We start from the raw sequence: 16,361 nt of genomic DNA, 5'->3' as shown, positions 1-16,361 counted from the left end.
GTTATAGTAAAGATTAAGTTCTTAACTAAAAGCTGCAATAATGGATAGAATTTAGATAAAGATATTATTTAGTAATAGGAAATTATAATCTATGCTTTCAATTGTACTATTTGAATTGAATAAATTTAATAACTATTTATTTGATATTATATTTTTGTTTGGATATATATTAATTGAAATATATAAAATAAAAAGAAAAAGGTGATTATGTGAAAATTTCAACTAAAGGAAGATATGGTTTACGAGCATTAATTGATTTAGCTATAAATATAGATTCTGAAAATGTAAGTATAAAGACAATATCTGAAAGACAAAATATTTCAGAAAGATATTTAGAACAAATATTTTCTTTATTAAGAAAAGGTGGGATTATAGTTGGTCGAAAAGGAGCTCAAGGTGGATATATATTGGGAAAAAATCCAAGTGAATTAACAATTAGTGAAATTTTAAAAGTTTTAGAAGGTGAAAATATATTTATAGATATAAATGAAGAAGAAGAAAATGAATTAGAAAATTTTATAAATAAAAATTTATGGAAAGATATAAATTGTTTAATAAGTAAATATTTTTCTGCTATAACATTAGAAGATTTAGTAAATGAGTATAAGAAATCAAAAGATACAATTATATACTATATTTAAAAAGAAGTGGCAAAGCCACTTCTTTTTAAAAGCATTTAGAATCTAGCTCATTTGAAATTGCCATATTATAAATATATGAATTACAAATTTCAATGATAAAATCTTCTTTTTCCTCGACAGTAAGAGCAAGGGTATTTAGCATATTGTGATAATTCATAACATAAGCTTTCATATCTCTAAGATCCTTATAAGAGTAATAATTTAAACTATCATTATTTATATTATAATAATCTTTTAGTAAACTATAAAATATTCTACCACCAAATAAATCTGCTAAAAATCTTGTATATGCATGAGCAATTATTAATTTAGGATTTTTTGCACAAGCGTGATTAATTTTATCTACATATGCTATAGTAGAGGATAGAGGTTTAAATGATGTAGTTGATATAATATTTTTTAAATCTTCTTTAATAAAGTCAGATCTATATAATTCTGGTGTTGCAAATGGAGCAATAGTTTCTATATTCTTTAAATTCTCTAGATTATTTTCAATAGCTTGATATACGTAATATAAGTTGTAGATATATTCGGCATAACTTTCAATAGTAGCATTTTTATCAAGAAGTCTTTTTGTGAAACCGGTATTTTCGGTTGCTTTGTGTAATACATTACTTCTGTCTCTAATTTCCATCATTAAATTATTCATTATAGTCACTCCTTTAAAATAACAATTAAATAAAAATTATTATTAATTGATTCTTTATATTAATAATAATTTTTATTGGTTAAAATATCAAACTCTTTATATCCTTATAATCCTTTAGATTTTTTCTTGAAAAACGAAATTATGAAATTAGCATTTTATATCTTGAACATAGTTCATAATAGTCAATATATGAACCGTGTTCATATATATTGTGAAAAATTTTAAAAAGTAGTATTTCTAATTAAAAATTTATTTAATTGTTATAGAAAAAAATTTTAAATTATATAAATATATTTATATGATAATACATTTATAAATATATTAAATTATAAAAAATTATATATGTAATAAATGTTAATTTCTTTAAAGATAATTGTGAAATTTTATAATATTAATAATTTAAATAAAGCCTAGGAGTTTAATAGTATATTGTAAAAAATGGCTAAAATGCTATAATGTAATTGATTTCAAAGAAGGGTGGATGATGATCCTTATGATTAAAAAGAATTCAAAAACTTTATCAAAATTTATAACTATTTGTATTATTAGCTTGATGGTTACTTTTAGTTTAGGAGAAATTATTTCTAGTTTTCAAGGGTATAATTTTAGAGATGTGATTTTTGTTGAAGGCATAATAATATTAATGATGGGTATATTTTCTGCGGTAGGAGGAAATCCTATGAGCTTATCTCTTCAAGATTTTGGTCAAATTAATCCACAGTGGCTAGCTAATATAAGCTTAGAAACAAACGAAATCGATAGAAGAAGAATAATTGATTCATGTAAAGTTAATATAAATATTGATATTACAACTATATCTTTAGTAATTGTAGGATCAATATCTTTACTAATAAGTTTTATTTTGTAGAAATGTATAAAGTTAAGGTGAATATTCTAGTTTTAGAATATTTACCTTTTTTTTATAATAATATAATAATGAAAAATAATATATGATTATAAAAAGGTAATAAATTTGAAATTAAATAAGATTTTGTTATTAATAATTATTCCGATTAGTGCTTTAGTTATATTAGTATTATTTAAAGAAAATTTAAGAAGCTATTTTAAGATAAGCTATAGAACTTTTTATAATATAAATATTAGTTATGATGATATAAAATTATTAGAAAAAGATTTAAATATTATATGTAGAGATTATAAATGGAAAGAAAGACTAGAATTAACTAATAATCCCAATAAGATAATATATCATCATTCTGCAAGAGGTGAATGGAGTCCTGAAGAAATAAATGAATATCATAAATCTAAAGGATGGAAAGGAATTGGATATCATTATTATATAAGAAAAGATGGCAGTATATATTCTGGAAGACCAGAAAATGCCGAAGGTGCACATACAAAAGGAGAAAATAACAGTTCAATTGGAATTTGTTTAGAAGGAAATTTTGAAGATGAGTATCCAACAGAAGAACAATTAGAAAGCTTATATAAACTATCATTATATACATCATTAAAATATGATATTTATAAAATAATAGGACATAGAGATGTTTATAAAACTCTTTGTCCAGGTGAAAATTTTCCGATTGAAGATATTAGAGACAAAGTAATAACTTTGATTGAAAATTATAATAAGAAGGAGTGATTTACACTCCTTCTTATTATGCAGATTTTTTATATTCTTCTAATGCTTTAGATAATTGATCAGGACAAGATGTACCTTTGCCTTTACAATCAATTCCTTTTAATTTATCAATGGCTTCATCAATTTTCATGCCTTTTACTAAAACTGATATACCCATAAGGTTACCAGCACATCCTCTAACAAATTCAACATTTTTAATAATATTATTTTCTACATCTAAATGTATTTCTGTAGAACAAACCCCATTAGTCTTATAAACAAACATTGTATATCCCTCCTAAATATTGTACAAGTAGTATTATATATCTATATCAAGTAGAAATGAAGAGAAAATGTGGAAATTTGAAATAAAAGATAAAAAGTTGTCACGCTTAACTAAATAAATCATATATTGTAAATGTACATAGTATTTATGGGAATTATTGTAAAATATATTAATCTATATTTAATTTCTAGAAAGGAAGGTGCTATATGAACTCTTTAATTGTATGCAATACAGGTAGTGATTCTATAAGTAAAGTATCTATAGACGAGGATTTTAGTAAAGAAGAATTAGTAACTGAAGAAATGTTTTTAAGAAAGATAGACAAGCCTTTAGGGCCTAGTAGCATTTGCTTAAATGATAATATAGCTTATACTGCCAATAGTTATAGTAATTCAATATCTTTAATAAATATGAATACATTTAAAGAGGAAAATAGTATTTACGTAGGAGCTCATCCAAATGACTTGGCTATTGACAAAAATTATTTATATATTGCATGTTCAGAATCTAATTCAGTTGTCATTTATGATATAAAAGAAAAAAAGATAGCACTAGATATAGCTGTTAATAGTTGGCCTCATAATATAGAAATATGTAAAAGTCTTAATTTATTATTTGTTTCAAATTTTCAAAGTAATAATGTATCTATTATAGATGTGACTACAAATAAGGTTATAAAGGAGTTAAGCACATTAGAATATCCAACAAAGCTTAAAGTTTCTAATGATAAGAAGTTATTATATGTATGTGAAAGCTGTATGGGTGATGATAAAGAAGGATATATTGAGGTATTTAATATAAAGACATTTGAATCTTTAAATAGAATAAAGGTAGGGAAATCACCTGTAGATATTTTAGAAGATGAAGAAATTATTTATATTTGTAATTTTGGGGACGGAACTCTTACTATAATAGATAAAAGCAACTATAATAAATGTAGAAAAATGAGCTTAGGTGGTATGCCTAAATCAATAATTAAATTTGGTAAAATAGCTTTTGTATCTGATTATTTAAATGGAAGAGTTATATGTATAAACTTAAATGAAAATAAAATAAAAGTCATAACAGTAGGTAAGGAACCTAATGCTATGACTTTGTATTAGTCGTCATCACTAAATAAAGAGTTCATGATTTTAGTATAAATATCAGAAGGGTTGCTTTTCCATCTATTGCATAATGATAATGCTTGTTTTTTAGAAGGAACAGATACCTTTAAAGAAATTAAAAGATTTTCATTTTCTAATGCTTGTAAATCTACTATAAAAGCATTATCTTTACCTAATGTATAATCACTATGAATAGTTAACTCCTTTTTTATAGAGTCAATCATGGAAAGAAGATAGTCATCGATTATCTTCTTTTTCATAGTTGAAATTCTATCAGAAAAGAAAGAAAGAACATTTGATCCTTTTTCAGTTATATAAATTAAATTTTTATCATTTACCATGTCATATCTTAAAAATTCTGATGAAACAAGTTCACTAATATATTGTTGAAGAGTGAAATAATTTATAAAGTTATTTTCTAATATAATTTCAGTAAGTTGAGTATTAGTAATGGGAGACTTTAAAGATTCCATTACATATAAAACTAGTAATTTGTTTTCTGCTAATTCTGCTGAGTTTTCGTACATATTAAACCTCCATTTTAGAAAGTATAAATTAATTATATCATAAATTTTACTAAGTTGTTATTATAGTCATTAATATTATTTTTCAGAATATAAATAAGTGATAGCAATTTAAGGAGTTTTTTGTGAAAAGGAGATATAGAGTAGTAATAAGTTTATTATTATTATTATGTACAATGGTTTTGTCTATTTTATTTAAAGAGGATTTTAGGGAGGTTTCTTTAGAAGCTTCTAATGATAAGCCCATTTATAGAGTTAATAAGGATGAAAAGGTTATATCATTAACTTTTGACATAAATTGGGCTGAAAAAGATGAAATTTATAACATATTAGAGGTACTAGATAAATACAATGTAAAGGCAACCTTTTTTATAATGGGAGGTTGGGTAAATTATAGTGAAGAAAATAGAGAAAAGCTTGTGAAGATAAAGGAAGGGGGGCATGAAATAGGAAACCATAGTTATATTCATCCTATGTTTACAAAGATAAATGAAACGAGGATGAAAGAAGAACTAGATAAAACAGATAAAATAATAGAGGAAACTGTAGGAGTTAAGCCTAATTTATTTAGATTTCCAAGTGGCGATTATAGTAAAAAATCTTTGGACTTTGTAAGTAGTCAAGGATATAAATGTATTCAATGGGATGTAGACTCAGTTGACTGGAAGCAAGCTAGTGCGGATGAAGAGTATAATAGAGTTATGAAGAGAGTAACTTCAGGATCTATTTTACTTTTTCATAATAATGCAAAGTACACACCAGGAAATCTAGATAGAATAATAAAAAAACTAAGTGAAGATGGATATAGCTTTGCTCAAGTTGGTCAAATGATATATGAAGATAATTACTATATTGATGATAAAGGTGAGCAAATAAAAAAATAAATTAAAAAATATTGAAAAATGATGATATAATGTATTATAATGGAAATATATCCAGTGGGGTTAAAAAGTATAACTAACTAAAATTATTACTAAGGGAGAGAGGGGTTAGAGATGGACAACTTGATGTTAAATAACAAGATTTATTTAGAGGGAAAAGTAATATCAGAACTAGAATTTAGCCATGAAATGTATGGGGAAGGGTTTTATACATTTTCAATGGAGGTTATGAGACTTAGTGATTCAGTTGATGTTTTAAACATAACAGTATCAGAAAGATTAATAGCTAATATGGATTTATCAATTGATAAGGAAATAATAGTAGATGGACAATTAAGATCATATAATAAGTTTGTTGATGGATCAAATAAACTTATTTTAACTGTATTTGCTAGAAATATAGAACCTTGTATTGAAAGAAGTAAGAATCCAAATGAAATTTTCTTAGATGGATATATATGTAAGGAACCTGTTTATAGAACAACTCCGTTTGGAAGAGAAATCGCTGATGTATTATTAGCTGTAAATAGAGCATATAATAAATCAGACTATATTCCTACAATTGCTTGGGGAAGAAATTCAAGATTCTGTCAAACTCTAGAAGTTGGAGACAACATTAGAGTTTGGGGAAGGTTACAAAGTAGAGAATACCAAAAGAAAGTTAGTGATACTGATGTAATTAAAAAAATTGCTTATGAAGTATCAGTATCAAAAATGGAAAAGGTTCAAAATGATCATTTAGAATCAGATCATGAAGGTAATGAACAAGAAGTTATGTAATATAAAATAAAGGTGAAAAGCTTTGCTTTTCACCTTTTATTATGTAGCAGCTATTTTCTAAGATCATCTAAAAGTTTTGTTTTATCTTTTGTTTGATCATCAACTATTTTAATTATTTTAGCGGGGCTACCAGCAACAACAACACCAGAAGGAACATCTTTAACTACTACGGATCCAGCTGCAATAACAGAACCATTACCTATTTTTACTCCTTCTAATATAACAGAATTAGCACCTATTAAAACATCATCTCCAATTTGACAAGGGGATTTACTTGGAGGTTCTAAAACTCCAGCAACTACGGCACCAGCTCCTAAATGTACTCTTTTACCTAGCTTTCCTCTAGCGCCAACTACTGCATTCATATCTACCATAGTGCATTCGCCTATTTCAGCGCCTATGTTAATTACAGCACCCATCATAATAACAGCATTTTTGTCAATTTTCACCCTATCTCTTATTATTGCACCAGGTTCTATTCTTGCATCTATATCTAAAAGGTTTAGCATAGGAATAGCTGAGTTTCGTCTATCATTTTCAAATCTATAATGATTTATAAGGTGATTATTTTCTTTTATAAACTCATTAACTATATTAGCTTCACCAAAAAGTATATAAAAGTTATTGGTACCATACCATTCTAGATCTTTTAAATCAGCATTACTTAAATCTCCATTAATATATGCCTTCACTGGCGTTGTTTTTTGTGTATCCTTTATGAATTTTGCAATTTCATAAGGATCTGTTAACTCATTATAGTTCATATTATACCCTCCTATACTATAAGGTTAGAATGAAGAAATTATATCAATATATTCAATGTATATCAATAGGAAAGAAGTAAAAATATGTTAAAATATATTTAGTTTACAATAGAGTTGTACATAATGTACAATTTATGAAAAGGAGTTGATAGTATGAAATTAAATAAAGGACTAGTTCAGGTTTATACAGGAAATGGTAAAGGGAAAACTACTGCAGCCATAGGACAAGGTATGAGAGCTTATGGAAATGGGTTAAAGGTATATATGATTCAATTCTTAAAAGGAGGTCCAACTGGGGAGCTAAAAACAATTGACGAACTTGGTGATAACTTTAAATTATTTAGATTTGAAAAACAAAGAGACTTTGTATGGAATTTAAATGAAGCTGAAAAGGAAGAGTTGAAGCTTGAGATTAGAGAAGGTTATAAATTTATTTTGAATACAATAAAAGAAAATAAATGTGATATTTTAATAATAGATGAAATAATGGGAGTTTTATATAATAAGTTTTTAACAGTAGAAGAGGTCATATATATTATTGATAATAAACCTGAAACTATGGAGCTGATACTTACAGGAAGAGATATACCAGAAGAAATTTTAAAAAAGAGTAATTTAGTTACAGAAATGAAGTGTATTAAACATTATTTTGAAGAAGGTGTTGAAGCAAGAAAAGGAATTGAATATTAGTTATAAATTGCGAAGTAATTTATTATTGAAAAGTTAGGAGCGAAAGAGTGAAAAGCTTAGGATATTTTGCTACGCAAAATATAACAATTATGAACTATCAATAATTAATTATAAAATGAGGTATTAGAATGAACGAGAATTTAAATAATGTTAAAATATCAGGCATAAGAAGATTCTTCAATAAAGTAAAAAAAGTAGATGGGGCGATTTCATTAACTTTAGGTGAGCCAGATTTTAAAACACCAAAGGAAATAAAGTATGGTATGATAAAAGCTATTGAAGAAGATAAAACGGTTTATACCGATAATTTTGGACTTTTAGAATTAAGAAAAGAAATTTCTACTTATTTAAATAGAAGGAGCATTAATTATTCAATGGAAGAAATATGTATTACAGTTGGTGGAAGCGAAGCCTTATACTCATCTATTTCTTCATTAATAAATAAAAATGATAAAGTACTTATTCCTAATCCAAGTTATCCAGCTTATGAAAATATAGTGAATATTTTAGGCGGAGAAGTTATTAGTTATAATTTAAATAATGATTTTTCTATAAATTTTAACGAGTTAAATGAGTTATTAAAAAAAGAAGATATAAAATATATGGTATTATCATATCCATGTAATCCTACAGGAGCAGTTCTTAAGAAAAATGAATATAATAAGTTAATAGATTTAATAAGAAGATATAACCTAATTGTTGTTACTGATGAGATATATGAAGCTTTTTGCTATGATAATTATTATAGTGTGGCAATGTGTAATGAAATAAAAGAAAATATCATTTATATAGGAGGATTTTCAAAAATGTTCTCTATAACTGGTATTAGGATAGGATTTATTGCCGCAGCTGAGAAATATTTAAAAGAAATAGCAAAAGTTCATCAATATAATGTATCTTGTACTAATTCAATTGGGCAGTATGGTGTTTTAGAAGGATTAAAGTATGGTTTGTATAATGTAGAAAAAATGAAAGAGGAATTTATAAATAGAAAAATCTATGTGGAGAATAGATTGACTGCTATGGGATTGGAATGTTTCTCGCCTAGTGGAGCTTTTTATATATTTCCATCTATAAAGCAATTTAATATTAGTTCAGAAGAATTTTGTGAAAATCTATTAAAAGAAGAAAAAGTTGCATGCGTTCCTGGAAGTGCTTTTGGGAGTGGTGGAGAAGGATACGTTAGAATATCATATTGCTATTCTATTGAAGAATTAGAAATTGCATTAAACTCTTTGGAGAAGTATATTAATACTTTATATTAAAGAAAGAATTCTAATAAAATAAAAATTAGTAAAAGCTGATTAATATAATTATAAATGTTATATTAATCAGCTTTTGATTTTGAATAAATATTCTTATTTTATTATATAATATTTCAATAAAATGCATAAAATCTTGTTCATGGTAAACGAACATATTTTAATAAATGTCCGCAAAATGAAAAGATTGAAGAAATATATTATGTTAAAAAAATTATAGATTAATAATAATTAGAAAAATGAAGGATTAATAATTATACTTGCATAAAACAAGAAAAAATGCAAATGTAAGCGTTTACCAATAACAGAAATATTCTTTTGCGGATTTTGAAAAAAACTTTAACTTTTTTGATATATTATTAAAATACTCGATGTAAAATTAAAATGTTAATTGACAAATTTCAATAATATAATATAATTATTAATATCTACAAAATGGAATGTGCGTAGAATCATGAATGGGGGTTGAAAACAAATGGTAAAGTATATAGGAAAGAGGCTTTTAACTAGTATAGTTACTGTTTGGGCAGTTGTAACTATAGTATTCTTTCTAGTAAGAATGATGCCGGGTGGTCCATTTGATGGAGAAAAAATAACACCGGATATGAAAGCCCAACTAAACGAAAAATATGGGTTGGACAAACCTGTTGGAGAACAATATACGATTTATATGAAGAATCTTTTAAAAGGTGACTTTGGTAAATCAATGAAGTATAAAGGAAGAGAAGTTTTAACAACAATAAAAAAGAGTTTTCCAAACTCAGCAAAAGTTGGTACGGCATCAATAATATTCTCAGTTGTAGCTGGAGTTTTACTTGGAATAATAGCTGCTTTAAAAGCGGACAAGTGGCCGGATAGAGTTTGTATGGTACTAGCTACCTTAGGAATAACAATACCAAGCTTTGTAATGGGAACATTTTTAATTTATATATTTACAGTTAAGTTGAAATTATTACCGGCTACGGGATTAGGTAAGCCAAGCAATTATATCATGCCAGTTTTAGCTCTTTCAGGAAGTTCAATGGCATTTATAACAAGATTAACAAGAAGTAAATTAATAGAAGTATTAAAGTCAGATTATATAAGGACTGCAAAGGCTAAAGGGTTAAGTGGAAAAACAATTATATTTAAACATGCATTAAGAAATTCATTAATACCTGTTGTTACATATTTAGGACCATTAGTAGCAAGTGTATTAACAGGATCATTTGTAGTTGAAAAGATATTTGCAATACCAGGTCTTGGAAATGAGTTTACATTATCTATAACTAATAGAGATTATACATCATTATTAGGGGTTACAGCATTCTATTGTACGCTAATAGTTATATGTAACTTATTAGTAGATATAGTATATGTATTAATAGATCCAAGAATTAAGTTAGAGGCATAAGAGGGGGTAAAGACATGGAAGATTTAAAAATGAATTTAGACATAGACAAAGAATTATTTACTCCTTTAAGTGAAGAGGAAAAGAATTTTGAACAAATAGTAAGACCAAGCGTTGGATATTGGGCAGATGCCTGGAGAAGATTAAAAAATAATAAAGTAGCATTATTTTCATTAATTATGATAGTAGTAGTGGTATTATTTGCATTCTTAGGGCCAGTAATAATGGAAAAAGTAATGGGATATACTTATTATGATACAAATTTAAGTGGAACAGATTTAAGACCAAGTGCACAGCACTGGTTTGGTACAGATAACCTTGGTAGAGATTTATTTGTAAGAGTTATGTATGGATCTAGATACTCTCTTATAATTGCTATTTCTGCGGCAGCTATAAACTTAGTTATAGGTGTATTATATGGAGGAATAGCAGGTTTCTTCGGCGGTAAAGTAGATAATATAATGATGAGAATAGTAGATGTATTATATTCTATTCCTACACAAATATATGTAATAATTTTAATGGCTACATTTAAAAAGGAAGGATCAACAGGATTAACTACTATTATATTAGCAATGGCAATTTCTTATTGGGTTGGTATGGCAAGAATAGTAAGAGGAGATATCCTTTCATTAAAACAACAAGAATTCGTTCTTGCAGCAAAAGCTCTTGGAGCTTCAAAAACAAGAATTTTATTTAGACACTTAATTCCTAACTGTTTAGGATCTATATTAGTAACATTAACTTTATTCGTACCACAAGCAATCTTTACAGAAGCATTCTTAAGCTTTATAGGTTTAGGTATAAATGCACCACTTGCATCTTTAGGTACTTTAGCAAATGATGCTAGTGGATTATTAAGCACTGCTGCATATCAATTATTATTCCCAGCAGGAGCTATTTGTATAATTATTTTAGCATTTAACTTATTTGGTGACGGATTAACAGAAGCTTTAGATCCAAAGAATAAGAGATAGGAGGAATTACAGATGAGTAGATTATTAGAAGTTAAAAATTTAAAGACCTCCTTTAGAACACATATAGGTGATGTACAAGCAGTAAGAGGAGTATCCTTATACTTAGATAAAGGGGAAGCACTGGGAATTGTTGGAGAATCTGGTTGCGGAAAATCAGTAACTATGATGTCTTTAATGAGATTGTTAGCTGATAATGCAGTTATAGAATCAGATAACATTATGTTTGATGGTCAGGATATAACAAATCCTACTGAGAAAGAAATGCAAAAAATAAGAGGAAATGAAATGGCAATGATCTTCCAAGATCCTATGACTTCATTAAATCCTTTATTTACAGTGGGACAACAATTAACTGAGCATTTAATAAAACATAAAAAAGTTTCAAAAAAAGAAGCAAACGATTTAGCAATAAAAATGCTTGATATGGTAGGAATTCCAAGTCCTGAAAAGAGACTTAAACAATATCCACATGAATTTTCAGGTGGTATGAGACAAAGAGTTATGATAGCTATGAGTCTTATTTGTGAACCTAAACTTATAATAGCAGATGAACCAACAACTGCTTTAGATGTAACAATTCAAGCACAAATTTTAGATTTAATGAAGGGTTTAAAAGAAAAGGTTAATAGTTCAATTATATTAATTACACACGATTTAGGAGTAGTAGCTGACCTTTGTACAAGAATAAATGTTATGTATGGTGGATTAGTAGTAGAAGAAGGATCGGATGAAGATATATTCTATAATGGAAAGCATCCATATACATGGGGATTATTAAATAGTGTTCCTAATCCAAAAAGTGAGATTAAAGAAAAGTTAACTCCAATTGAAGGGCAACCACCAGATCTTTTAAAACCACCAGTAGGATGTCCATTTGCGGCAAGATGTAAATATACAATGAAAGTTTGTATAGAAAAGCAACCACCGTTATTTGAAATATCAGAAGGACATAGAGCAGCTTGCTGGTTATGTCATGAAAATGCACCAAAGGTTGAATCACCAGTAAGGAGGGAAGAATAATGGAAAAGAAAAATGATGTTATTTTAGAGGTTAAAAACCTTTGTAAATACTTCCCTGTAAATAAAGGAATGTTTGCTAAGAAAAGCTTTGTAAAGGCTGTTGATAATGTTTCTTTTAGTATAAAAAGAGGAGAAACATTAGGATTAGTTGGTGAATCAGGTTGTGGTAAAACTACAACTGGAAGAACTATATTAAAGCTATACGAGCCAACTTCTGGACAAATAATTTTTAATGGTGAAGATATAACTAATTTTAGTGAAAAGAAAATGGTTTCTTTAAGAAAGAATATGCAAATGATATTCCAAGACCCATATGCTTCATTAAATCCAAGAATGACTGTAGGGGATATTATAGGTGAAGCTATAGATATCCATGGATTATATAAAGGTGAAGAAAGAACTAAGAGAATAAGATACCTTTTAGATAGGGTTGGCTTAAATGGAAGCCATATAAACAGATATGCTCATGAATTTTCAGGTGGGCAAAGACAAAGAATAGGTATTGCAAGAGCACTTGCAGTACAACCAGATTTTATAGTGTGTGATGAGCCTATATCAGCACTTGATGTTTCAATTCAAGCTCAAGTTATCAATATGTTAGAAGAGCTTCAAGAAGAATTTGGGTTGACTTATTTATTTATAGCTCATGACTTATCTATGGTTAAGCATATTTCAACTCACATAGGAGTTATGTATTTAGGAAAAATGGTTGAAAAGGGACCTGCTGATGATGTTTATTTAAAACCTAAACATCCATATACACAAGCATTACTTTCTGCAGTTCCAATTCCAGATCCTAAGGAAGCTAAATCAAATAAAAGAATTGTTTTAGAAGGAGATATTCCATCACCAATAGATCCACCACCAGGATGTAGATTTAAAGGTAGATGCAAATATGCCAAAGCAATTTGCGGAGAAGTTGATCCGGAACTTAAGGAAGTTGAACCAGGTCACTTTGTAGCGTGTCATTTATTCAATGATTAGATATCTATTGCATACAAGCAATTAGTATAAATTTCATATATTAAGGGGGACTAACAATGAAGAGCAATAAGCTTAGAAAAATTTGCGCAGTTGCACTAACACTTACGCTTGGAATGTCTGTTTTCGCAGGTTGTGGAAATAGTGATTCAGCTGATAGTGGAAGAAAATTAATTTATAACTTAGGAGAAGATCCAGAAACAATCGATCCTACATTAAATACTTCTTCAGGAGCAGGATCAATTATTGAAAATGCTTTTGAAGGATTAATGAGGCTTGATGAAAATGAAAAAGCTGTACCAGGTGTAGCAGAAAAAATGGATATATCTGATGATCAATTAGTATATACATTTACTTTGAGAAAAGATGCTAAATGGACTGATGGTGAGCCAGTTACAGCAAAAGACTTTGAATATTCATGGATCAGAGCTTTAACTAAGGAAACAGCATCTGAATATGCATACCAATTATTCTATATTAAAAATGCTGAAAACTTCTATGAAGGAAAAGCTACTAGAGAAGAATTAGGTATTGAAGTTGTAGATGATCATACATTAAAAGTTACTTTAGAAGCACCTACAGCTTACTTTGCTGAACTTACTGCATTTACAACATATTTCCCATTAAGAGAAGATATAGTTTCTGCTAATCCAGAAGGATGGGCAACTGAACCAGAAACTTATGTTTCAAATGGACCTTTCAAATTAACTCAATGGGATATGAAAGATCAATTAATATTTGAAAAAAATGAAAATTACTGGAATAAGGATGAAGTTAAGCTTCCAGGAGTAGTATTTAAGTTAGTTACTGATCAAAATACTGCATATGCTTCATTAAAATCTGGAGATTTCGATATGGTTGATACAGTTCCACCAGCAGAAATTGAAGGTGGAAAAAAAGAAGGTTTAGTTACAATTTATCCAAACCTTGCAACATATATGTTAGTATTAAATGTTGGTAAACAAGATACATTATCAGCAGATGTTAAAAAAGCATTAAGCAATCCAAAAGTTAGAAAAGCATTAAGTCTTGCTATTGATAGAAAAGGTATAGTTGAAAATGTTACCAAGTCAGGACAAATTCCAGCATATAGCTTTGTTCCTAAAGGAATTTTAAATGACAAGGGTGAAGAATTTGCAAATAAAGAATACTATGATGCAAATGTAGCAAATATAGAAGAAGCTAAAAAATTATTAGCTGAAGCAGGATATCCAAATGGAGAAGGTCTTCCAACATTAGAATTTATGTATAACACCGAAGGAGACCACAGTTTAATAGCTCAAGCAGTTCAACAAGACTGGGCTAAGATTGGTGTAAAAGTTGAATTAGCTAACCAAGAATGGAAAGTATTCTTAAACTCAAGACAACAAGGGCAATATCAAATTGCTAGACATGGTTGGTCAGGAGATTATGTTGATCCAATGACATTCTTAGATTTATGGGTAACTGGCGGAGGAAATAACGATGCTGGATATTCAAATCCAGAATATGATAAGATAGTTGCAGCAGCTAAGAAAGAAGCTGATCAAACTAAGAGATGGGAATTAATGAGACAAGCAGAAGACATGATTATGGAAGATATGCCTATCATCCCATTATACTACTATACTAAAGTAAAAGGCGCTAAGCCAGAAGTTAAGGGTGTTAGAGTTTCAGCTTTAGGACATGTATTCTTTGATAAAGCATATATCGAAGGTGAAGAATAATTTTAATAAAAAGAAGAGTCATATGACTCTTCTTTTTTAATTACCGGCTCTATTAAAATGCTGACTTGAAAAACCTTCTCTTTTTATAGATTTATGTTTTGCATTAGGATTATGATTATGTCCTTCTTCAGTTAAAGGAGTTTGATAATTGCATTTTTCCATTCTAGCTTTTTTATTATCGGGTTGACTATCTTTAGCCATAATATTACCTCCTTATAATTAGTGATATTATAGTTTTACACTATAATAGATTTTTAAACTGGAAAAAGATTCTTAAAGAAAAAGAGATGAGAAGTATTTAAAGTTCTCATCTCTTTTTATATTAAATAATATTTAAAATTCTAATTTCTTTATATATTTAAATTCCTAATACATCGTCCATATTATATAATTTAGGTTCTATAACATCACTCATAAATTCACATGCTTTCAATGCACCAACTGCAAAAACTTCTCTTGATATTGCCTTATGAGATAATTCGATTATTTCTCCAGAACCTGCAAATATAATATCATGATCTCCAACTATTGATCCGCCTCTAATTGCATGAATTCCAATTTCATTTTTTTCTCTTTTTCTTTTTCCACTTCTTCCATAGATATAATTTGATTCATTTGGAATAGAATCCTTTATTGTATCTGCAAGTAAAAGAGCAGTTCCGCTTGGTGAGTCTACTTTTTGATTATGATGTTTTTCGATTATTTCAATATCATAATTTTCATAAAGGGTAGGAACTATTTTCTTTAGCAATGAATTTAATAAGTTTACACCCAATGACATGTTAGCTGACCTAAATAAAGGTATAACTTTACTTTTTTCTGAAATAAGTAGCAATTCTTCATCAGTATATCCAGTAGAACATAATATAGCAGGTTTATTATTCTTTGCTGATAATTTTAAAATATCAGTAAGTGCCTCAGGTCTAGAAAAGTCCAATAAAACATCATAATTTATATCAACATCATCAGAATTAGTATATATCTTAAAATTAGATTGATCATTTGGATATTTATCAATTCCTGCTACTATCTCTATATTAGGAAAGTTTTTCGCTGCTTCTATAATTACTTTGCCCATTTTTCCACAACAACCATTTAATAAAACTTTTATCATAGTAAA

Annotated in this window: 19 protein-coding genes; 13 read left to right on the top strand and 6 right to left on the bottom strand. The window is 27.9% G+C overall.

Annotated elements, in window-relative coordinates:
* The first annotated feature begins 209 nt into the window (after positions 1–209).
* On the top strand, positions 210–641 hold the full coding sequence (locus tag J2Z25_RS09440) for an RrF2 family transcriptional regulator (protein ID WP_008679274.1): 432 nt from the start codon (positions 210–212) through the stop codon (positions 639–641).
* A 25-nt stretch (positions 642–666) separates the two neighbouring features.
* Here J2Z25_RS09440 and J2Z25_RS09435 read toward each other — a convergent pair whose 3' ends face one another.
* Positions 667–1,290: a biliverdin-producing heme oxygenase gene (locus J2Z25_RS09435; RefSeq protein ID WP_209740092.1), complete on the bottom strand. Its 624-nt coding sequence runs from the start codon at positions 1,288–1,290 to the stop codon at positions 667–669.
* Positions 1,291–1,783: 493 nt separating this feature from the next.
* Between J2Z25_RS09435 and J2Z25_RS09430 the strand changes: the two genes are divergently transcribed.
* The gene (locus J2Z25_RS09430; RefSeq protein WP_141396849.1) at positions 1,784–2,158 is read left to right on the top strand and encodes a hypothetical protein; all 375 of its coding nucleotides are present in this window, start codon (positions 1,784–1,786) and stop codon (positions 2,156–2,158) included.
* A 123-nt stretch (positions 2,159–2,281) separates the two neighbouring features.
* Entirely contained in the window at positions 2,282–2,896 is a 615-nt protein-coding gene (locus J2Z25_RS09425; protein WP_209740089.1) for a peptidoglycan recognition protein family protein, read from the top strand.
* A 16-nt stretch (positions 2,897–2,912) separates the two neighbouring features.
* On the opposite strand, the gene J2Z25_RS09420 is transcribed toward J2Z25_RS09425, so the two are convergent.
* Positions 2,913–3,161, bottom strand: a complete 249-nt coding sequence (locus tag J2Z25_RS09420; protein ID WP_008679269.1) for a TIGR03905 family TSCPD domain-containing protein — start codon at positions 3,159–3,161, stop codon at positions 2,913–2,915.
* A 206-nt stretch (positions 3,162–3,367) separates the two neighbouring features.
* On the opposite strand from J2Z25_RS09420, the gene J2Z25_RS09415 reads away from it, so the two are divergent.
* Positions 3,368–4,264, top strand: coding sequence for a YncE family protein (locus tag J2Z25_RS09415; protein WP_209740088.1), 897 nt, complete (start codon positions 3,368–3,370; stop codon positions 4,262–4,264).
* Here J2Z25_RS09415 and J2Z25_RS09410 read toward each other — a convergent pair.
* The gene (locus J2Z25_RS09410) at positions 4,261–4,794 is read right to left on the bottom strand and encodes a DUF4364 family protein (RefSeq protein ID WP_008679265.1); all 534 of its coding nucleotides are present in this window, start codon (positions 4,792–4,794) and stop codon (positions 4,261–4,263) included. The genes J2Z25_RS09415 and J2Z25_RS09410 overlap by 4 nt on opposite strands.
* 122 nt (positions 4,795–4,916) lie before the next feature.
* Between J2Z25_RS09410 and J2Z25_RS09405 the strand changes: the two genes are divergently transcribed.
* On the top strand, positions 4,917–5,675 hold the full coding sequence (locus tag J2Z25_RS09405; protein ID WP_008679263.1) for a polysaccharide deacetylase family protein: 759 nt from the start codon (positions 4,917–4,919) through the stop codon (positions 5,673–5,675).
* 111 nt (positions 5,676–5,786) lie between these two features.
* The gene (locus J2Z25_RS09400) at positions 5,787–6,452 is read left to right on the top strand and encodes a single-stranded DNA-binding protein (RefSeq protein WP_209740086.1); all 666 of its coding nucleotides are present in this window, start codon (positions 5,787–5,789) and stop codon (positions 6,450–6,452) included.
* A gap of 50 nt (positions 6,453–6,502) precedes the next feature.
* On the opposite strand, the gene dapD is transcribed toward J2Z25_RS09400, so the two are convergent.
* Positions 6,503–7,216, bottom strand: a complete 714-nt coding sequence (gene dapD / locus J2Z25_RS09395) for a 2,3,4,5-tetrahydropyridine-2,6-dicarboxylate N-acetyltransferase (RefSeq protein WP_209740083.1) — start codon at positions 7,214–7,216, stop codon at positions 6,503–6,505.
* A gap of 153 nt (positions 7,217–7,369) precedes the next feature.
* Here dapD and J2Z25_RS09390 point away from each other — a divergent pair, with 153 nt between their 5' ends.
* From J2Z25_RS09390 to J2Z25_RS09360, 7 genes are all read left to right on the top strand, one after another.
* On the top strand, positions 7,370–7,906 hold the full coding sequence (locus J2Z25_RS09390) for a cob(I)yrinic acid a,c-diamide adenosyltransferase (RefSeq protein ID WP_008679259.1): 537 nt from the start codon (positions 7,370–7,372) through the stop codon (positions 7,904–7,906).
* A 128-nt stretch (positions 7,907–8,034) separates the two neighbouring features.
* The gene (locus J2Z25_RS09385; protein WP_209740081.1) at positions 8,035–9,171 is read left to right on the top strand and encodes a pyridoxal phosphate-dependent aminotransferase; all 1,137 of its coding nucleotides are present in this window, start codon (positions 8,035–8,037) and stop codon (positions 9,169–9,171) included.
* 472 nt (positions 9,172–9,643) lie between these two features.
* A complete protein-coding gene (locus J2Z25_RS09380) occupies positions 9,644–10,561 on the top strand; it encodes an ABC transporter permease (RefSeq protein ID WP_008679257.1) in 918 nt (305 codons plus the stop codon).
* 14 nt (positions 10,562–10,575) lie between these two features.
* Positions 10,576–11,535, top strand: a complete 960-nt coding sequence (locus J2Z25_RS09375; protein ID WP_008679256.1) for an ABC transporter permease — start codon at positions 10,576–10,578, stop codon at positions 11,533–11,535.
* A gap of 12 nt (positions 11,536–11,547) precedes the next feature.
* Entirely contained in the window at positions 11,548–12,555 is a 1,008-nt protein-coding gene (locus J2Z25_RS09370; protein ID WP_099346228.1) for an ABC transporter ATP-binding protein, read from the top strand.
* Positions 12,555–13,538: an ABC transporter ATP-binding protein gene (locus tag J2Z25_RS09365; RefSeq protein WP_035285297.1), complete on the top strand. Its 984-nt coding sequence runs from the start codon at positions 12,555–12,557 to the stop codon at positions 13,536–13,538. The genes J2Z25_RS09370 and J2Z25_RS09365 overlap by 1 nt, the downstream gene beginning before the upstream one ends.
* 56 nt (positions 13,539–13,594) lie before the next feature.
* Positions 13,595–15,241, top strand: a complete 1,647-nt coding sequence (locus J2Z25_RS09360) for a peptide ABC transporter substrate-binding protein (protein WP_008679254.1) — start codon at positions 13,595–13,597, stop codon at positions 15,239–15,241.
* Positions 15,242–15,277: 36 nt separating this feature from the next.
* Here J2Z25_RS09360 and J2Z25_RS09355 read toward each other — a convergent pair whose 3' ends face one another.
* The gene (locus tag J2Z25_RS09355) at positions 15,278–15,442 is read right to left on the bottom strand and encodes a hypothetical protein (RefSeq protein WP_008679252.1); all 165 of its coding nucleotides are present in this window, start codon (positions 15,440–15,442) and stop codon (positions 15,278–15,280) included.
* Between the two features lie 157 nt (positions 15,443–15,599).
* Positions 15,600–16,355: a 4-hydroxy-tetrahydrodipicolinate reductase gene (gene dapB, locus J2Z25_RS09350; protein WP_209740079.1), complete on the bottom strand. Its 756-nt coding sequence runs from the start codon at positions 16,353–16,355 to the stop codon at positions 15,600–15,602.
* Positions 16,356–16,361 lie beyond the last annotated feature (6 nt).

It is taken from the genome of Clostridium tertium, from assembly GCF_017873245.1.
Taxonomy (GTDB): domain Bacteria; phylum Bacillota; class Clostridia; order Clostridiales; family Clostridiaceae; genus Clostridium; species Clostridium tertium.
This window is presented reverse-complemented; position numbering and strand designations above follow the sequence as displayed.